Genomic DNA, 18,439 nt, shown 5'->3' on the forward strand with positions numbered 1-18,439 from the left:
CTGACCTCCCTCGACCAGTCGCACTGCTTCTTGCTTGAATTCGAGCGTGTATCGCGCTCTCGCCGTCTTCGTCATTTCCGTTCTCCTTGCGTGAATTTAAACACTCAGCAAGGGATACGTTTTTCGAGGGCAAGGTCAGAGCGCTCGCTCAATGAGCGGTGGAGCGCAGGAGACAACCGCGGTTATCTCGACAACTACCATGAGGACATTAGCTACTTCGACCCTGCTCTTGAGAGCCTGCTGGTGGGGCGCGATGCGGTCGTCGAACATATCCAGAAGCTGTACAAGAACCCGCATATCGTGCGCAGTGAGTATCTCAATCCACACGTGATCAGCAGCGAGGCAGGTGATCTGGCCGTGCTGAGCTACAACCTGCTTACCTATGTCGCGGATGACAACGGCGCAGAGCAACTGCTACGTGCCTGGAACGCGACGGAGGTCTACCGGAAGATCGCGGACGCATGGCGTATCGTGCATTCGAACTGGGCGATCACGCAGTCCATGGCAACGGCCTCGGCTTCCTGATCGCTGGACGCAGCGCTCCTCGGACCAAACACGCGAGTCTTACAAGCGCATGGAAAAGGTGTTCGTATAAACGTGCGCGATTCGGGTGACCCGAGGCCGGGTAGAAGAAGCCTTTCGCGGCGCCAACTCCAGCCGTTGGCCCGACAAGTGGCGGCATCGCTGCCAGGCGTGAGCCACGGTCGCCCATCCGTGGAAAAGCTGGACGTGTACAAGGTCGGCGACAAAGTTTTCATGATCGTGACCGATGATCCTGGCGAGAGGATCATCACACTGAAAGCCGATCCAGACCATGCGAGTGCGCTGCGCGATCACTTCCAAACGGTAACCTTTGGACGCTACCTGGACAAGGGGCACTGGATCTCCATCGGCGCGGGTCGGGGCATTACCCCGCAGTTGATTACGAAACTGGTCAAGACTTCCTATCAGGTGGTGGTCGAAACGATGCCGGTGCGTGATAGGCCAAAGAAGGACACGGAGTGAGCAAGAGGGTGATCCGAGCTATCAAAGTGCCTGGAGACCTGGTGCATAACCTGAAAGCATCGACGTATCGATCCTATTGAGCATTCGACAAAAGCCACCTCAACAAAAGGAACCCAACAATGACCCAGCAATCCCAGAAAACCCAAGCACTTGCAGATCATTACGTAGATCAGCTCTCGTCCTGGGCAAAGATCACGACACGGCCTCTATTCGGTGCCGTTGCACTCTATCGGCAAGATCATGTCTTTGCCATGGCTTGGCATGGAGGCATCTACTTCAAAGTTGATGACGACTCGCGCAAAAACTACGAGGCCGCTGGTTCCCATGCCCTAGGCTACGTGAGCGAAGGCGAGCAGCATGCGCTGAAGTCCTACTGGGAAGTGCCCGCCGACGTGGTTGAAGATCATGAGCAACTGCAGCAGTGGGCTGAGCGGGCCTACCTCGCGGCGGTCCACAGCGCGAAGGGTTGATCCACGGAGATGACGCTCACGGTGGGGATTCCACCCGTTCAACGTTGGTATGGATCAAGCTACCGATCTCTCGGGCCGCCTCTGCCGAGCGTGCAGCTAGGCTGCGCACTTCTGACGCGACCACCGCAAGGCCCCGTCCTTGCTCACCCGCACGGGCAGCCTTGATGGCGGTATTCAGAGCCGGAATTTTGGTTTGGAAGGGAGTTCCATCGATCACGCCAATGATCGCCGTATTCAGAACGAATGACCGCAAGGTGTCCCTTACCGAGAGTTCCGGCCTCTACATCGAAGGACAGCAAACGCTGCTTTGCAGACGTAGCTGCCGATCAACCCCGCGTGTCCCGTCGCATCAAATACGTATCCATCACCCACCCATGCGCAGCCCGCGCCGCCTGCCGCTCCACCAGAATCCGCGCACTGACTTCCGTCAGCGGCCCGCACACCAAAATCTGCTGCGGCATGCCCAGATAGGCCCCCCACCAGATCGTGACACCCTCAGTCGCTAGATGCTGAAACGCACAGTGCCCGTCCAGCATCACCGCCACAGTATCCGCATTCACGGGCCACCCAAAGTCGCGCAGTTGGCGGCCGGTGGTGATGGTGACGGGAGCGTTGATGTCGTTCAGCGCGATGGCGTGGGCGGCAGTCAGGGCTTGCAGGGCGGTGATGCCGGGCACCACCGTTACCTTCACCGGCAGATGCACCGCCAGCCGCTCGGCAATGCGCAGGGTGCTGTCGTACAGCGAGGGGTCGCCCCATACCAGCAGGGCAACAGAGCCACCGGCGGGTAAATGGGTGCGGATGGTGGCCAGCCACACCTCGGCAATTGCGTCGTGCCAGCGGTGCACGGCGGCGGGGTAGTCGGGGTCGTCGGTATCGCGCACCGGCATGTTGAAGCCGACGACCTGGGTGACAGGGTTGGTGACCAGTTCCTTGCAGAGTTGCAGGCGCAGCTCGGCCAGGTCGGCTTTGCCTGCGCCTTTGCGCGGCACCAGAATCAAATCGGCGGCGTTCAGCGCTTTCACGCCCTGGCGGGTCACGTGGTCGGGGTTGCCGGTGCCTATGCCGACCAAGCAGAGCTCGATCATTCCGTGTCTGCCGGGAAGCGGGGCGCGGTGCCCAGCGGGCGGTAGCGGCGGTCGTAGTCGCCTGCGTAGAGGCGGCTGTGGGCAAATTCTTCTGCACCCAAGGTATGGCCGACCAGAATCAGGGCGGTGCGCTCCATGCCTTCGCCCACGGCGGCTTCAATGGTGGACAGCGTTGCGCGCACCACGCGCTCGTCGGGCCAGCTGGCGCGCCAGACCACGGCCACGGGGCAGTCGGCGCCGTAGTGGGGACTCAGCTCGGCCACTACGCGCGGCAGCACATGGATGGACAGGTGGATGGCCAGCACGGCCTGGGTGGCGGCAAAGTTCGCCAAGGATTCGGTGCTGGGCATGGCCGACGCGCGGCCTGAGGTGCGGGTAAGCACCACCGACTGGCTCAGGCCCGGCAGCGTCAGTTCGGCCTCCAGCGTGGCCGCCGCCGCCGCAAACGCTGGCACGCCGGGTGTGACGGTGTACGGGATGCCCAGCGCGCGCAGGCCACGCAGTTGCTCGCCCATTGCCGACCACACCGACAAGTCGCCCGAATGCAGGCGGGCCACGTCCTGCCCGGCGGCGTGCGCGGCGCTGATCTCGGCCAGTATTTGCTCCAGCGACAGCGACGCGGTGTTGACGATATGCGCGCCGGGCGGGCAATGGGCCAGCACGCCTTCGGGCACCAGTGAGCCCGCGTAGAGGCACACCGGGCTGGCGGCAATCCGATCGCGGCCTCGCAGGGTGAGTAAATCCGGTGCGCCAGGGCCTGCGCCGATGAAGTGAACGGTCATGCTTGGGTCTTTTCAGTAGAAGCAATGGCGGCTGTCGCCAGTCGGTCGGGGCTGACGCAGCGGCCAACCCGCAGCACGGCAGCCGGGCCCGCCGCCGCCAGCGCGGCAGCTTCGGCCACGCTGTGCGCGCCGTAGCGGGCGGGCACGTGGGCGCTCGGCGTGGCGGCTTGGGTAACCAGCAGCGGCTGGTGGATGGGGATGATGGGCAGTTGCAGTTCGGCAGCGAGTTGCAGCAGGGCGGGGTGGTCGGCTTTGTCGGCGGCAGTGGCCAGGGCGGTGAGGGGCGCGCTGTGGGTGTGTTGCGCGGCATGGAGAGCCGCACGCAAAGAGGCCACGCTGCACTGGGCGCGAAAGCCCAAGCCCGCCACGCTCACAACACCACGCTCCACTGCACCACCGCTCGGCTGGGCTGCCAGCCACGCATGCGGCCCAGGGGCGCGGCCTGCGCCAGCTCTATGCGCAGGAGGGTGCCGCCATGCTGGGCGTGCAGTTGCAGCAGGGCGGATTCGGTCTCCAGCGTCACCGCGTTCACCACCAGGCGGCAGCCTGTGGGCGCTGCGGATTGCAAGCTGGCAAACAAGGCCGCATCGAAACCGCCACCGACAAAAATGGCATGGGGCGTGGGCAGGCCCGCCAACAGGTCTTGTGTGGCACCACAGTGCACGCCCAGGCGGTGGTCCATGCCGAAAGATGCGGCGTTGGCGCGGATGTTCACCACGCGCTCGGCGTGCTGCTCTACCGCGCTGGCCGTGCCGCCCGCCAGGCACCACTCCACCGACACCGACCCCGAGCCTGCGCCCAGGTCCCACAGGTGTTCGCCGGGGCGGGGTGCGAGGGCGCTGAGGGTGAGGGCGCGGATAGGTGACTTGGTGATTTGGCCGTCGTGGGCAAAGCTATCGTCTGGCAGGCCGGGGGTGTTCGGTAAGCCCAAGGGGCCCATGACTTGAACGGCCACGGCCACCGGGCTTTGGATGTCTGCGAAGTCCAGGGTGCTGGCCGCGCACTGGCGTATGCGTTCACGCGGGCCGCCCAGGGCTTCCAGTACCCACAGGTTGGATGCACCCAAGCCTTGCTGGGTCAGCCATTGCGCAAAGTCGCGCACCGCCGGGCCATCGCGCAGCAGGCACAGCAGTTGCGCGTCGTTGTGCAATGCAGAGCGGCTGCGGGAAAAAGGTGCGGCGTGCAGGGCCAGGCAATGCACGTTTTCCAGCCGCCAGGCCAGGCGGGAGGCGGCCAGCGAGAAGGTCGAGGGTGCCGGAAAAGCCTGCCATTCGCCGGGCACCAAATGGCTTGCCAAACTGCCACCCGCGCCAAACCAGAACGGGTCACCCGAGGCCAGTACGGCCACCGGCTGGCCGCGCAGGGCCAGCACCGGGGCGATGTCAAACGGCAGCGGCCACTCACGGCCCCGACTGCCCGCACCGGCCAGCGCCAGGTGCCGTGCGCCGCCAAAGACGTGCTGTGCGCGCGCCAAGGCCGAGCGGCTACCATCGCCCAGGCCATGCAGACCATCTTCTCCGATTCCTATGATTGACAGCCAGGGTTCAGCCATTCACCGCATCCTTGTTTTGGGGGGCACCACCGAGGCCAGCCGCCTGGCCCAGGCCTTGGCGCAGGCGGGCGTGGACGGCATATTTTCGTACGCAGGCCGTACCAGCGCGCCCATCGCCCAGCCGCTGCCCACCCGCGTGGGGGGCTTTGGCGGGGTGGCGGGTTTGCAGGCTTTTTTGCAGGCTGAGCGCATCACCCAGGTGGTGGATGCCACCCACCCGTTTGCCGCGCAGATGAGCAGTAACGCGGTGCAGGCCTGTGCCGCAGCAGGCGTGCCCCTGCTGGCGCTGGAGCGGCCCGCGTGGCAGGCCCAGAGCGGTGATGTGTGGCAACACGTGCCGGATATCGCTGCTGCGGTGCAGGCCTTGCCCACCGAGCCCGCCAGCGTATTTTTGGCCATTGGACGCCAGCACCTGGCACCGTTTTTGGCGTGTGCGCAGCATTGGTATTTGTTGCGGCTGGTCGATCCCGTGCTGGACTTGCCCGCCGAGCGGGGCCAGCTGGTGCTGGACCGGGGTCCCTTCACTCTGGAAGGCGACCGCGCCTTGCTGCAGGCGCACGGCATCACCCATGTGGTGTCCAAAAATTCGGGTGGTGCAGGCGCGCAGGCCAAGCTGACGGCGGCGCGGGAGCTGGGTTTGCCTGTGATCCTGATAGCCCGGCCCTTCATACCCGCCCGCACAGTAGTGCATAGCGTAAACGAGGTCCTGCGCCGTATCCATGGCGTGAGCAGCTAGAAAATTCATAGCGCCGAGCGCGGGGTGTAGACAAAGCGGCCCACGCGGCGGGTGGCGGAGTTACCCACAATCACCACGGTGCGCATGTCGGCCATCTCGGGCGTGGCCTCAAGTAGCGTGACGGTCAGCAGCTTTTCTTCCGGCGTGCTCACGGCACGGGCAAAGGTGATGAGCCGGTCTGGCCCGCAAGTTTCACGCAATATCTCCAGCATGCGGCCAAAGGTGTGCGGGCGGCTGGCGGAGCGGGGGTTGTAGAAGGCCATGGCAAAGTCGGCCCCGGCGGCGGCGCGCACGCGGGATTCGATCAGCGCGGCGGGCTTGAGGTTGTCGCTGAGGTTGATGGCGCAGAAGTCGTGGCCCAGCGGCGCACCGGCTTTGGCTGCCGCAGCCAGCATGGCGGTGATGCCGGGCAGCACGCGGATATCCAGTGCCTGCCAGTCCGGGCGGCCTTCCAACGCTTCAAACACGGCCGCCGCCATGGCAAACACCCCCGGGTCGCCAGACGAGACGATGACCACCTGGCGGCCCTCAGCGGCCATCTGTAGCGCAGCGCGGGCGCGGTCCATCTCCACCCGGTTGTCAGACGCATGCAGCGTGAGGCCGGAACGCGGCGCGATGCGGGCGACGTAGGGGATGTAGCCCACGATGTCGGTGGCGGCCTCTAGCGCCTGGGTGACTTCGGGGGTGACCAGTGCGGCATCACCCGGGCCCAGGCCTGCGATACACAGCCAGCCGCTCATTCCAGCACCTCGGGGCGGCGGCCCTGGCCGTGTACCAGCACGATGGCGAAGTAGGGGCAGTCGGTGCCATCCACTTCGACGAGCGGTACGACGCGCTCGCCTGGCATGGTGCCGCGCTCGACCAACCAAGCCTGGTCCAGGCGGCCCGCCTTGGCCAGCGCGCTGCGCACACGTGGCAGGTTGCGGCCCGTCTTCATGATCACCAGGGCATCGGCCGATTGCATGTGGCGCAGCAGCTCGGCCTCGGGCAGCGTGCCCATCAGCACCACCAGCACATCGTCGCCCCAGGTGATGGGGGTGCCGGTGGCCGACCAGCAGCCCACCATGCCGGGAATGCCGGGGATTACTTCCACCGTAGCCCGGCCTTTGAGGCGGGTGTAGAGATGCATGAACGAGCCGTAAAAGAACGGATCGCCTTCGCACAGCACCAGCACGTCATCAAGTTGCGCCAGATTTGCCAGGCGGATGGTCCAGTCGTCGTAAAACGCGGCCAGGCAGGCGATGTATTCGGGGCTGTCGAACGGCAGCTCGGTGGTCACCGGGTATTCCATTGGGTACTCGACTACATCGTCGGCCAGCATGCCGTCCACGATGCGCCGGGCCTGGCCGGGGCGGCCTTTTTTGCGGAAATAGGCCACATGGCGGGCGGCACGGATGGCACGGTCGGCGCGCACGCTCATCAGGTCCGGATCGCCAGGGCCTAAGCCCGCGCAGAGGATGCGGCCCATCAGATCTCCCTCCGGCAGGCGAGTGCGTTCACGGCGGCGACGGTGATGGCGCTGCCACCCAGGCGGCCTTGCACCACCATGGCGGGCACGGGCGGTGCAGCCATCAGCGCGGCCTTGGATTCGGCAGCCCCCACAAAGCCCACCGGGCAGCCGATGATGGCCGCAGGGCGTGGGCAGTTAGGGTCTTGCAGCATGTTCAGCAGGTGGAACAGAGCGGTGGGCGCGTTGCCGATGGCCACCACGGCACCGGCCAGATGGGGCCGCCACAGCTCCAGCGCGGCAGCGCTGCGGGTGGTGCCCATGCTCTGGGCCAGGTCGCGCACCTGGGGATCGTTCAGCGCGCAGATGACGGCGTTGTCGGCGGGCAGGCGGCTGCGGGTAATGCCTTCGCTGACCATGCGCACGTCGCACAGGATGGGCGCACCCGCCTCCAGCGCCGCGCGGGTGGCTTCGGCCATGCCCTCGGAGAAGCACACATGGGCTTCCAGCCCGACCATGCCGGTGGCGTGCACCATGCGGACCACGGCCAGCTCTTCGATGGGGTTGAAGCGGGCCAAGTCGGCCTCGGCCCGGATGATGGCAAAGGACTGGCGGTATATGGCAGCGCCATCGGTTTCAAATACGTGGCGCATGGGGTGTAGGGAACAAATAGGAAGCAATCGTTTCGGGGGCCAAGGCCAGCAGATCGGGTAGGGCGGCTGCCGTGCCGTGGCGAACCAGGTTGAAGCCTGCCGGTGTTGCCACCAGCGTCAAGGTAGCTCGCGGATGGGCGCAACCCTTGCTGCAGCCGGAGACGTGCAGCAACTGGTCTACAGGAACCAAAGGGGCTAGTGCGCGCGCCAGCGGGCGGGTGGCTGCGGCGGCTTGCAGGCAGCCGGGTGCGCCGGTACATGCCACTACCCGCATGCGCGCGTCAAAGGGTCGGGTGACCAGGCCGTCTATTTTGGGGGCGTGCTGCAAACCCTCGACCAGCAGCATGCGCCAGGGGGTCAACCGCAGTGCGCCCAACGTTGACAGGGCGGCCAGGGTGTCGGCCTGCAACTGGCCAAATTCGGCACCTACCAGCCAGCCGACGGCGGTAGGACCTGGCTGAGGTGGGGAGGCGGAGGGTGAAAAGTCGCTAGTCGCCTGAAAGCGTTCCGGCAGCGCATGCTGCGGGGCCAGTGCCGCCATCCGTTTCCCGCCTTGCGCGGTGAACCAGTGCGCCAGCGCCATCGCGGCGGGCACAAGGTCCTGGGCGCTGACACAGGCACCTGTGGCATAGCCCTCGGCGTGCACCGTGAAGCCGCCGCAGCCGCGTTCGATACGGATGTCGGCCGGGCTGGCGCGCAGCACGGCCTGTGCGCCGCAGTCCACCGCAAAGCCGAACTTTCCGGGCAAGGCGGGGGCATCCGGCGCGGCCAGGGCTTCGGCCAGTACGGCGGCGATGGCTTGTGTGCCGTCATCCGGCTGCCAGAACGGGCTGACGAGGATGTTGCGCCGGGATTCACACTCGGCGCTGCTGTCCACCAGACCCAGGGCGTGTAGGCCCTGCAGCAAGGCGGTGTGACCATCGGGATCGACACCGCGCAGTTGCAGATTGGCGCGGCTGGTCAGGTCCAGCAGGCCGTTGCCGTGCTGGCGGGCCAGGGCGGCGATACCAGCGGCCTGGGCCGATGTGAGCCAGCCTGCATGCGGCCGTACCCGCACCACCAGGCCGTCGCCCGACAGCATCGGGCGCAGGGCTCCCGGACACCAGCCCTGGATCTGCGGCGGTGCGGCGGTGGCCAGGGGTGGCGTGGAGGGCGTGGCTATGGCGGTTCGCATCCGGAAGCGGCTGGTTTCTGGGCGGTGGTGGGGGCAGTTGGTGCGCCCGTCGGCGCAAACGCCGGGGGTGTGTGGGCCGGTGGATGGGTCAAATCCCTCCACTGGTCAAGCCTTTAAGTATCGCATTACTGCCGGGCTGCCGGTCCTGGGGCCACGCTGTGGTGGGCACCGGCTATCGGTCCGCAGTGCGCACCGCGGGCTGGGAACGGAAATTTATAAAAAATAGAGCTCTAGCGTAGGTGTTGTCTTTGCTAATAGCTATTAAAAATATAGCAATTGTGAAGTGAATCACATCGATCTTTACCCCCACTTCACCACCGCAGGCTGGTGTGGGCATTGAATTTTGGGGGCTGGGCGGTATCTACTGTGCATTCACCCATACTGTTGAGGCTTCCATGAACACCCCAGAGCGCGACCAACTCACCACCTTTTTGCAGCAACTCGGCCAGGCGCGGGCCACCGTGAAGGACGCGGAGGCGCAGACGCTGATCGAAACCGCGGTGGCCCACCAGCCCGATGCAGCCTATCTGTTGGTGCAGCGCTGCCTGCTGCAAGACAACGCCTTGCAAGCAGCCCAGGCGCAGATCGCCAGCCTGCAAGCCGAGTTACAGCAGGCCAAGTCGGCAGCCGCCACGGCACCCGCCAGCGCTAATTTTTTGGATGCCAACGGCTGGGGCCGGGCACCGGTGGCACCGGTTGCGGCCTACGCCCCGGCACCGGCCTACCCACAGGCTGCCCCAGCTGCCGCACTGGCACCCGCCGCAGCCTCGCGCTTCCAGGCCCCCAGTTTCTTGACTGGCATGGCCACCACCGCTGCAGGCGTGGCGGCAGGGGCATTTTTGTTCCAGGGGATTGAGAGCCTGATGGGCCACCACGGCAGTAGTGCGTTGGCGGGCACACCGGCTTCGGCCTTTGGCCTGAGCGAGCCGACGGCGGCTGCACCGGAGGCGGCGCAATCCGTCGCGGATGCGAACACGGATGTGTTCGGTAACGACGACGGGCTGGATATTGGCGGCGACAGCTCCAGCGACTGGGCTTGAGCTTTATTTGAGCGGGATGGGTGTCGCGTGGTCTACCGCCACGGCGGTGACAGCGTTTTCCGGCGAGCCGTCGATCAGCTTGTCGGAATAGGTCAGGTAGACCAGGGCGTTGCGTTTTTTGTCCACCATGCGCACGATGCGCAGCTTTTTGAACAGGATGGACAGGCGCTCGTTGAACACCTCGTCGCTTTGCGGCAGTGGCTTGGTGAAGCTGATCGTGCCGACTTGGCGACAGGCAATGGAGGCCTCGGCCTTGTCTTCGGCTAGGCCGAAAGCACCTTTGAGCCCGCCGGTTTTGGCCCGCGAGACAAAGCAGGTCACGCCCTGTACCAGCGGATCGTCAAACGCATCAACCACGATTTTGTGGTCTGGCCCAATCCATTGGAAAGCTGTGTCCACCGAGCCAATTTGCTCGGCTTGGGCAGCGACGCAGGTGGCAGCCAGTGCCAAAGTAACAGTCCACAGTTTCATCCGAATCTCCAGTTTTAGCGCAATGCCTCAGGCAATTCGATTTTTACTTCCAGCACTTCCAGGTTGTCCTGGCGCTCCAGATGCACCTTGATGTCCTCAGCGTTGATCGACACGTACTTGGAGATCACCGCCAGCAGCTCACGCTGCAGGGCGGGCAGGTAGTCGGGGCGGCTGGCACCCCGGCCACTGCGCTCGTGCGCCAGGATGATTTGCAGCCGCTCTTTGGCCACAGAGGCGGTTTTTTTCTTCTCGCCCAAGAAGAACGACAGGAAAGACATGGCTTATTTCCCTCCGAAAAGGCGCTTGAAAAACCCGGGCTTCACGGCTTCGACAAAACGCATGGGCTTGTCTTCGCCCAAAAACCGCGCTACCACGTCCTTGTAGGCTTCTGATACGTCGGTTTCGGTCAGGTGGATAGCGGGCAGACCCTGGTTGGATGCCTGAAGTACCGTTTCCGACTCGGGGATCACACCCATCAGCGGGATGCGCAGAATGTCCTGGATGTCCTCCAGGGACAGCATCTGGCCGTCCTCTACGCGCACCGGGTTGTAGCGGGTGATGACCAGGTGCTCCTTGATGGGCTCCTTGCCTTCAATGGCGCGCTTGGTTTTGGAGCCCAGCATGCCCAGAATGCGGTCCGAGTCGCGCACCGAAGAGACTTCGGGGTTGGTCACCACTAGGGCTTCGTCGGCAAAGTGCATGGCCATCAGCGCACCGGTCTCAATACCTGCAGGCGAGTCGCAGACGATGTACTCAAAGCCCATGTCGCCCAGGTCTTTGAGCACGCGCTCTACGCCGTCTTGCGTCAGCGCGTCTTTGTCGCGGGTTTGCGAGGCGGCCAGCACGAAAAGGTTGTCGCACTGCTTGTCTTTGATCAGCGCTTGGTTCAGGTTGGCTTCGTTGTGGATGACGTTGATCAGGTCGTACACCACACGGCGCTCGCAGCCCATGATCAAGTCGAGGTTGCGCAGGCCGACATCGAAGTCGATCACAGCCGTTTTATGGCCGCGTAGCGCGAGGCCGGAGGCAAAGCTAGCGCTGGTGGTGGTTTTGCCAACGCCACCTTTGCCGGATGTCACCACAATGATCTTGGTCATGGGTTGCGGGTCTTTCAGGGTTCTGGGTTTGAATGGAGTGATGGATGCCGACGGCGGTGGGCGGCGAACCGGGTTTTGTTTGCGGCGTGTGGCCATTACAGGGCTTCCATGACAAGCTTTTCGCTGAGCAGCCGCACCTGGGCCGGTTTGCCCAGCACCTCGGCGGGCAGGGGGATTTCAGAGGTGCGGTACACACCGGCGATGGAAACCAGCTCGGCCTCCAGGCAGGTGCTGAAAATACGGGCATCTTCATTGCCCTTGGCTCCGGCAATGGCGCGGCCGCGCAGCGGGGCGTACACATGGATGCTGCCATCGGCCAGCACCTCGGCACCGTTGCTGACCATGGCCAGTACTACCAGATCGCTGCCCCGGGCGTAGACCTGCTGGCCTGAACGTAAGGGCTTGTCGATGACCAGTGCACCGCTGGGGACCACCACGGCCGGTTCGGGCGCGGGAGCGGCCACGGGGGGCGCAGCTTGCGGCAGGGGCGCGGCGGTGGTGATGTCGGGTGCGTCCACTAGCCCGGCCTTCAAGGCTGCCTGCCGCTGCGCTGCGCTGCCGCCGTGCACGGCAATCGGCTGCATGTGGTAGCTGCGCAGCAGCTCGACCAGCAGATTGAAATTAATGGGATCGGTGCTGTCGGCCACCGGCAGCAGGTTGATGACCACCGGGTCCTGGTCGAAAAAATCGGGGGTGTCGCCAAAGCGGGTTTCCATCTCCTGGGCCAGGGCGGCCAAGTCGGCGGTTTTCATCACCACCGCAAGCAGGGGCAGCGTGGCGCTTTTCAGGTCAAAGCAGGCCCGGGCTGGCCCGGTGGTTACAGACGACATGGATGGAGGAGGGGGGAAAGGCGACAAAGGCGCGATTTTACCGCTGCCCGTGGCCCCGGCCAGGGGCTGTTACGGGCCATGCGGGTTGGTAAGGTGCCCGCATGGCGCTTTTGACGCTAGAAGTGGTAGTCGGCGCGGACCATTGGCGTTTTGGCCGTGGTACCGGTGATGGTGCCGGGGTTGCCAAACTTGTTGCGCCAGTATTGGTAGCCGATGCCGACACGGAAGGTGTTTTTGCTGGAACCGAGTGTGGGGCTCAGGTCATAAAAAATGGAGCCGTCGAAATTGGTTTCGGGCGAGGTGGTGCCGCCAAATTCGTTGTTTCCCTTGGTTCCGATGTAGTTCATGTAGCCCTCGAACGACAGCCCGGTGCCGCCGATCGGTACACCCTAGGCCAACGTGAGCATGGGATGCGTTTTGTAGCTGTAACGGCTGGCGGTGCCGATGGGGAAATTGCTTTCTTTCAATACCAGCAGGCTGACGTTCAGAAAGCCTGGTACGTCGACCATCAGCGTGGGGCCCACCACAAGCATGCGCTTTTTGGAGGCGTAGTTGGGGTCGTTTTTGGTGTTCCAGTCAAAACCTGCCGTCAGGCCCAGGCCGCGCACCGGGCCGAAAGCAAAGCTTTTGCCGGTGACTTTGCCCAAGTCCAGGGTGTGGCGGTAGACTAGGTAGGCCTCTTGGGCACCGTGGTCGGTGGAGTCCGATTCGAGGATGTCCAGGTTCAGGTAGTTGCTGCCGTATTTGTAACCACTGGCATGGGTGATGTTGACGATGTTTTTGGAAATATCGCTGGGATTGAATGGTTCCCGAAAGCTGTTGCCGTATCGGTAGCCGATGGAGGTGTCGCTCCAGTCCGCAGCGTGTGCCAGCGTGCCGGTGGTCAAAGCCGCTGCGGCTGCCAAAACAAGCGTGCCTGTGCATGTGAATTTCATCGTGTATCCCTGGTGGTTAAGTGAACTGATTGCCCACTTCCACAGTGCAAACACCATACCAACAAATACTTACATTTATTTCAAAAAATATAGCTATCTGTGTATGCCGGATATGCGCTAAAGGCCTGAAAACTTTGTAAGTGTGCGGAGATGCACCATCCAAAGGCAACAGGGCAGGATGGCTTCCACCATCCTGCCCTGTTGCAGTGCAGCATAAACCGCCCACAGGCAGAGAGCGTTCTAGGCCGCGGCTACCCGTTGCGCCAGGTGCGCCAGGGCTTCTTCCACCTGGTCCACCAAGATTAAACACAGGTCGCCGGGTTGCAAGCGCGCCAAGGCGTGGTCGATGGCGATGAATTCGCCGTAGATCTCGTCCACCGTGCGGGTGCGCTGGGCATTGGCCAGGCCTTCGCGCAGCAGCTTGACCACTTCGCCATCGGCACGGCCCCGCTGGCAGGCATCTTCGAACAGGATCACGTCGTCAAACGCGTCACCCAAAATCACGGTTTGTTCGCGGATGTCTTCGTCGCGCCGGTCTCCAGCACCGCTGATGACCACCGAGCGTCGCTTGGCAGGCATGGCCTCTACGGCGGACACCAGGGCGCGCATGGCATCCGGGTTGTGGCCGTAGTCGGCAATCACCGTGGCACCCTTGTAGTCCATCACGTTAAAGCGGCCGGGGGCGTTGTCGGCATCGTTGGAAAAGCTCGACAGGCCGCGGCGGATGGTGTCCCAGTTCATGCCCACGCCCCAGGCGGCGGCCACCGAGGCCATGGCGTTGTCCACCTGGAAGGCAATGGTGCCGGCGCGGGTCAGCGGCACATCGCGCAGGGCGATCTGTTCGCGCCACGAGCCCACGGCGGCAACGATGTGGTCGCCATCGACATACACCGTGCGCCGCCCCTGGGCGCGGTGGGTGGCCATCACCGGGTGGTGGCGGTCGGCGGTGAAGTAGATGACGTTGCCGGGGCAGGCCGTGGCCATGGCGGCGACGATGGGGTCGGCGGCATTCAGCACGGCGTAACCGGTGGCGGGCACGTTTTGCACGATGACGCGTTTGAGCACTGCCAGGTCTTCCACCGTGGTGATGTAGTTCAGGCCCAGGTGGTCGCCTGCGCCGATATTGGTGACCACGGCCACCTGGCAGCGGTCAAAGCCCAAGCCTTCGCGCAGCATGCCGCCGCGGGCGGTTTCAAACACCGCAGCATCCACATCGGGGTGCATCAGCACATTGCGGGCGCTTTTGGGGCCCGAGCAGTCGCCGCTGTCGATCTGGCGGCCATTGACGTAGACACCGTCGGTGTTGGTCATGCCGACGCGCAGGCCGCTGCTGGTGAAGAGGTGGGCGATCAGGCGGGCGGTGGTGGTTTTGCCGTTGGTGCCGGTAACGGCCACCACCGGAATGCGGCCATCGTCGCCCGCCGCATACAGGTTGCTGACCATGGCTTCACCCACATTGCGGCCCTTGCCGAACGAGGGCGAGATGTGCATGCGCAGGCCGGGTGCGGCGTTGACTTCGACGATGCCGCCGTGCTGGTCTTCCAGCGGCTTGAGCATGCTTTCGCAGACCACGTCCACGCCGCAGATGTGCAAGCCGATCATCTGGGCAGCGGCCACCGCCTGGGCGGCGACGGCGGGGTGCACGTCGTCGGTCACGTCGGTGGCGGTGCCGCCAGTGCTCAGGTTGGCGTTGTTACGCAGAATCACGCGGCGGCCGATGGTGGGCACCGAGTCCGGGGCCAGATCTTGCAGCGCCAGCCGGGCGATGGCGATGTCGTCAAAGCGGATCTTGGTCAGCGAGGTGGCATGGCCTTCGCCGCGCTTGGGGTCGGAGTTGACGATATCCACCAGCTCGCGCACGGTGTGTACGCCGTCGCCCAGCACCTGGGGTGGGTCGCGGCGGGCTGCAGCCACCAGCTTGTTGCCCACCACCAGCAGGCGGAAGTCGCTGCCGGGCAAGAATTTCTCGACCATCACTTCGCCGATTTCGGCAGCCGCCGCGAAGGCCGCTTCCAGGTGCGCGCGGTCTACGATGTTGACCGTCACGCCCTTGCCCTGATTGCCGTCTTGCGGCTTCACCACCACGGGCAAGCCGATTTCCATTGCTACTTGCCAGGCTTCGTCCAGCGTTTCCACCGGGCGGCCCAGCGGGACCGGAACACCGGCGGCGTGCAGCAGTTTTTTGGTCAGGTCTTTGTCCTGGGCGATGGCTTCGGACACGGCGCTGGTCAGGTCGAATTCCGCGGCCTGGATGCGGCGCTGGCGCGAACCCCAGCCAAATTGCACCATGCTGCCCTTGGTCAGGCGGCGGTAGGGGATGCCCCGGGCCACGGCGGCATCCACGATGGCCCCGGTGCTGGGGCCCATGCGCTCGTCCTCGTCGGTTTCGCGCAGCTGGGCGATGGCGGCATCTTTGTCGAATGCGGTGTGGTTCAGCGCCGCCTGTATCAGGGCCTGGGCCAATTCCAGCGCCTGGCGGCCCACGGCTTCTTCGCTGTACTCCACCACCACCTGGTAGATGCCAGTCTGTTCGGTAGCCGAGGTGCGGCTGAAGGTGACCGGGCAGCCAGCCTGGGCCTGCAGCGCCAACGTGGCGGCTTCCAGCACATGGGCCAGCGACACCGAACCGTGTTCGCGGTTGGGGCGCAACGGTCCGATGGCGGGGAACAGGGCGCGCACGGCGACCTCGAACCCGGGAATCTGGGCAATAGCCTGCTCAGATTCCGCGCAGGCCACCACGGCTTCCACAGCGGTATGGCGGCTCCAAAGATTAGGGCCGCGCAGGGCCCGGATGCGTGAGACTTCCATCAGTCGGTCTTTCTATCTTCTTGTTCGGTACGGGGTGCGGCCGGGGGCAGGGTGGCGCGTACAGGGGGCGTGGGGCGGACGGTGGGCAGGTCCAGTTCGAAGGTCTTGAGCCCGGCCACAATCAAATCGGGCGAAATATCCATCGCCCAAGCGGCGGCAATCGAAGCCAGGATGGGCTCCAGCTGCGCCGGAGTGGTCCAGTTGGCGGTGAGCCGCTCCAGGTTGACCAGCGGCACTTCGGCACTGCCGGTAGCCAGCATGATGTGGCCTTTGTGGATGATGACTGCTCTGCCGCCTAAAGCACGGTGTGCAATGGTGGTGGGGAGTAGCGGGTCAATTCCATACAAAATGGCGGAGCCGTCGCAAAGCTCGGCCATCGCGGCCACGCGCTCGTCCACAGCATTCAGCACGGCCACGCCTTCGGCCAGCACTACGTCCACCTGGGTGCGTAGCACTTTCACCAGTTGGTCGTCTTCGGTAATGTCGAATTCGGCCAGCGTGGAGGCGCCACCCAGGTCGGTAACGATGCCGACGATGCAGCGGTCGTAGGCCAGGCCATCGCGCAGGATGCTGGCGGCCCCGTTTTCGATTACGGCGGCTTCCATCGAGCGGTTGATCAGCAGGCGGTGGGCTGGTTCCCAGTGGGCGCAGTCCTTGGTTTCGATGCGCCGGGTGTCCAGAAACAAGCCGTCGCGGCAGGCCAGGCCGACGCGCTTACCGCTCAGGTGCAACAGCCAGGCGACCAGCCGGGCGATGGTGTGCGTGCCCTGGGTACCGGCCACGCCCACGATGGGGATGCGGCCGGTCTCGTCTTCGTCAAACAGGTGGTCTACGATGGCGCGGCCTACCGGGCGGGGCGAGCCCTCGGCGGGTTTCAGGTGCATCAGCAAGCCTGGGCCGGCGTTGACTTCCACAATCGCGCCGCCCTGGGGGCCTAGCGGTTTGGAGATGTCTTCGCACACCACGTCCACCCCGGCAATGTCCAACCCGACGATGCGCGCCGCCAGAGACACGATGTGGTCCACCTCGGGGTGCATCAAGTCAGTGCAGTCGATGGCGACGTTGCCGTTGCGTTGGATCAGCACCTGTTTGCCCGCCGCGGGCACCGCATCAGGCGAGAGACCCTGGCGCTGCAGGTCCAGCAGCACAGCTTCGTCTTTGTAGGTGTCGATCAGGCCCAGCGGCGCGTCTTCGTGGGTGCCACGGCGCGGGTCGGTGTTGATGTGTGCGTCTACCAGTTCGGCCACGGTGGACTGGCCGTTGCCCGTGACCCAGGCGACCGAACCCCGGGCGGCGGCGACCACGCGGCCACCCACCACCAGCAGGCGGTGCTCGTTGCCGCGCACAAAGCGCTCGACCAGCACTTCGCTGCCGTGCTGCTCGGCCACCAGGTAGGCAGCTTCCACATCGGCCTGGGTGCTCAGGTCCAGTGCCACGCCCCGGCCGTGGTTGCCGTCGGACGGCTTTACTACTACCGGCAGGCCCACGTCTTGTGCGGCATCCCAGGCGGCTTGCGGGCTGTCGACCACCACGCCTTCGGGCACCGGCACGCCGCAGGACTGCAGCAGGGTCTTGGTCAGATCTTTGTCGTGGGCAATGCCCTCGGCAATCGCGCTGGTGAATTCGGTTTCGGCCGTCCAGATGCGGCGCTGGCGGGCACCATGGCCCAGTTGCACCAGGTTGCCGTCGTTCAGGCGGATGTGCGGGATGCTGCGGTCGGTGGCGGCGGCCACGATGCAGGCGGTGCTGGGGCCGAGGTAGCAGTCGTCGACCTCGGTGCGCACAGCGGCAACGGCAGCGGACACGTCAAACGGCTGGTCGTTGATGGCGGCCATCAGCAACCGGTGGCCCTGGGCCAGGGCGGTGCGGGCAACCTGCTCGTCGCGGGCCCGGAACACCATGCGGTACACGCCGCGCTGCGAGGTGCTGCGGGTCTGACCAAAGCCGGTGGGCATGCCCGCTAGGTTCAGCAGCTCGATGACCACGTGCTCCAGCGTATGGCCGGCCCAGGTGCCCTCTACCAGCCGCTGCAGAAAGCCGCCACGCTCGCCCACGCCGCAGTGGTGCTCCACCAGGGCGGGCAGCAGGGCGACCAGACGGTCGGTAAAACCGGGCAGCAGGTTAGAAGGAAATTCTTCCAGTTCCCCCAGGTCGAGCCAGACTTCGAGGGCGGGCCGGTAGGTCCAGATGTTGGGGCCACGCAAATAATTGATGCGCAGCAGTTGGATATCGTCCTTGGGGCTCATGTTTTTGGCGTAAGTAGTGTCCGGGCGGCCCGGCTGCTGGTGGCTAATGTGCGCAGGTGCATATGGTAATTAGAAATGGACTTGGCATCGGCGAGAATCTGATGC

The 18,439-nt window shown here is 64.6% G+C and carries 19 protein-coding genes and 2 pseudogenes; 5 read left to right on the plus strand and 16 right to left on the minus strand.

Annotation, left to right across the window (positions count from 1 at the left end):
- Positions 1-90: 90 nt before the first annotated feature.
- The 3 genes from Q0T48_RS05630 (at position 91) to Q0T48_RS05640 (ending at position 1,475) form a co-directional block, all read left to right on the plus strand.
- Positions 91-525, plus strand: coding sequence for a nuclear transport factor 2 family protein (locus Q0T48_RS05630; protein ID WP_295953815.1), 435 nt, complete (start codon positions 91-93; stop codon positions 523-525).
- 168 nt (positions 526-693) lie between these two features.
- Positions 694-1,005: an MmcQ/YjbR family DNA-binding protein gene (locus Q0T48_RS05635; protein WP_295953816.1), complete on the plus strand. Its 312-nt coding sequence runs from the start codon at positions 694-696 to the stop codon at positions 1,003-1,005.
- Positions 1,006-1,124: 119 nt separating this feature from the next.
- Positions 1,125-1,475, plus strand: coding sequence for a TfoX/Sxy family protein (locus tag Q0T48_RS05640; RefSeq protein WP_295953608.1), 351 nt, complete (start codon positions 1,125-1,127; stop codon positions 1,473-1,475).
- Between the two features lie 28 nt (positions 1,476-1,503).
- On the opposite strand, the pseudogene Q0T48_RS05645 reads toward Q0T48_RS05640, so the two are convergent.
- The 5 genes and pseudogenes from Q0T48_RS05645 to cbiE form a co-directional block, all read right to left on the minus strand.
- Positions 1,504-1,707 (minus strand): annotated as a pseudogene (locus Q0T48_RS05645) (methyl-accepting chemotaxis protein); the annotation flags it as partial.
- A 94-nt stretch (positions 1,708-1,801) separates the two neighbouring features.
- Complete coding sequence (gene cobF, locus Q0T48_RS05650) at positions 1,802-2,563, minus strand: precorrin-6A synthase (deacetylating) (protein ID WP_295953611.1); 762 nt, start codon at positions 2,561-2,563, stop codon at positions 1,802-1,804.
- Complete coding sequence (gene cobM / locus Q0T48_RS05655) at positions 2,560-3,345, minus strand: precorrin-4 C(11)-methyltransferase (protein WP_295953614.1); 786 nt, start codon at positions 3,343-3,345, stop codon at positions 2,560-2,562. Before cobM ends, cobF begins: the two co-directional genes overlap by 4 nt.
- Positions 3,342-3,734, minus strand: coding sequence for a cobalamin biosynthesis protein (locus Q0T48_RS05660; protein WP_295953617.1), 393 nt, complete (start codon positions 3,732-3,734; stop codon positions 3,342-3,344). The genes cobM and Q0T48_RS05660 overlap by 4 nt, the downstream gene beginning before the upstream one ends.
- Entirely contained in the window at positions 3,716-4,897 is a 1,182-nt protein-coding gene (gene cbiE / locus Q0T48_RS05665; RefSeq protein ID WP_295953620.1) for a precorrin-6y C5,15-methyltransferase (decarboxylating) subunit CbiE, read from the minus strand. The genes Q0T48_RS05660 and cbiE overlap by 19 nt, the downstream gene beginning before the upstream one ends.
- On the opposite strand from cbiE, the gene Q0T48_RS05670 reads away from it, so the two are divergent.
- The gene (locus Q0T48_RS05670; RefSeq protein ID WP_295953627.1) at positions 4,872-5,633 is read left to right on the plus strand and encodes a cobalt-precorrin-6A reductase; all 762 of its coding nucleotides are present in this window, start codon (positions 4,872-4,874) and stop codon (positions 5,631-5,633) included. The two genes, cbiE and Q0T48_RS05670, sit on opposite strands and share 26 nt — an antisense overlap.
- 5 nt (positions 5,634-5,638) lie before the next feature.
- On the opposite strand, the gene cobJ is transcribed toward Q0T48_RS05670, so the two are convergent.
- From cobJ to cobG, 4 genes are read right to left on the minus strand one after another with little or no spacing between them, the layout of a single operon-like run.
- Entirely contained in the window at positions 5,639-6,373 is a 735-nt protein-coding gene (gene cobJ, locus Q0T48_RS05675) for a precorrin-3B C(17)-methyltransferase (RefSeq protein ID WP_295953630.1), read from the minus strand.
- The gene (locus Q0T48_RS05680) at positions 6,370-7,101 is read right to left on the minus strand and encodes a precorrin-2 C(20)-methyltransferase (protein WP_295953631.1); all 732 of its coding nucleotides are present in this window, start codon (positions 7,099-7,101) and stop codon (positions 6,370-6,372) included. The genes cobJ and Q0T48_RS05680 overlap by 4 nt, the downstream gene beginning before the upstream one ends.
- Positions 7,101-7,733 (minus strand): precorrin-8X methylmutase, encoded by a 633-nt coding sequence (locus Q0T48_RS05685; protein WP_295953633.1) that lies wholly within the window; start codon positions 7,731-7,733, stop codon positions 7,101-7,103. The genes Q0T48_RS05680 and Q0T48_RS05685 overlap by 1 nt, the downstream gene beginning before the upstream one ends.
- On the minus strand, positions 7,717-8,907 hold the full coding sequence (cobG, locus tag Q0T48_RS05690; RefSeq protein ID WP_295953635.1) for a precorrin-3B synthase: 1,191 nt from the start codon (positions 8,905-8,907) through the stop codon (positions 7,717-7,719). The genes Q0T48_RS05685 and cobG overlap by 17 nt, the downstream gene beginning before the upstream one ends.
- Positions 8,908-9,302: 395 nt before the next feature.
- Here cobG and Q0T48_RS05695 point away from each other — a divergent pair, with 395 nt between their 5' ends.
- Positions 9,303-9,947, plus strand: coding sequence for a DUF2076 family protein (locus Q0T48_RS05695; protein WP_295953640.1), 645 nt, complete (start codon positions 9,303-9,305; stop codon positions 9,945-9,947).
- A gap of 3 nt (positions 9,948-9,950) precedes the next feature.
- Here Q0T48_RS05695 and Q0T48_RS05700 read toward each other — a convergent pair whose 3' ends face one another.
- The 7 genes and pseudogenes from Q0T48_RS05700 to cphA (Q0T48_RS05730) form a co-directional block, all read right to left on the minus strand.
- Complete coding sequence (locus tag Q0T48_RS05700; RefSeq protein ID WP_295953644.1) at positions 9,951-10,418, minus strand: CreA family protein; 468 nt, start codon at positions 10,416-10,418, stop codon at positions 9,951-9,953.
- Between the two features lie 14 nt (positions 10,419-10,432).
- Positions 10,433-10,696: a cell division topological specificity factor MinE gene (gene minE / locus Q0T48_RS05705; protein ID WP_295953647.1), complete on the minus strand. Its 264-nt coding sequence runs from the start codon at positions 10,694-10,696 to the stop codon at positions 10,433-10,435.
- A 3-nt stretch (positions 10,697-10,699) separates the two neighbouring features.
- Positions 10,700-11,515 carry a septum site-determining protein MinD gene (gene minD, locus Q0T48_RS05710; RefSeq protein ID WP_295953818.1) on the minus strand — a complete coding sequence of 272 codons (816 nt, stop codon included), beginning with the start codon at positions 11,513-11,515 and terminating at the stop codon, positions 10,700-10,702.
- A gap of 95 nt (positions 11,516-11,610) precedes the next feature.
- Positions 11,611-12,345 carry a septum site-determining protein MinC gene (minC, locus tag Q0T48_RS05715; protein ID WP_295953650.1) on the minus strand — a complete coding sequence of 245 codons (735 nt, stop codon included), beginning with the start codon at positions 12,343-12,345 and terminating at the stop codon, positions 11,611-11,613.
- A 116-nt stretch (positions 12,346-12,461) separates the two neighbouring features.
- A pseudogene (locus Q0T48_RS05720) lies at positions 12,462-13,280 on the minus strand (outer envelope protein).
- Between the two features lie 240 nt (positions 13,281-13,520).
- Complete coding sequence (gene cphA, locus Q0T48_RS05725; RefSeq protein WP_295953652.1) at positions 13,521-16,088, minus strand: cyanophycin synthetase; 2,568 nt, start codon at positions 16,086-16,088, stop codon at positions 13,521-13,523.
- A complete protein-coding gene (gene cphA / locus Q0T48_RS05730) occupies positions 16,088-18,334 on the minus strand; it encodes a cyanophycin synthetase (RefSeq protein WP_295953655.1) in 2,247 nt (748 codons plus the stop codon). The genes cphA (Q0T48_RS05725) and cphA (Q0T48_RS05730) overlap by 1 nt, the downstream gene beginning before the upstream one ends.
- Between the last annotated feature and the right edge of the window lie 105 nt (positions 18,335-18,439).

The organism is Rhodoferax sp., assembly GCF_025354435.1.
Lineage (GTDB): Bacteria > Pseudomonadota > Gammaproteobacteria > Burkholderiales > Burkholderiaceae_C > Rhodoferax_B.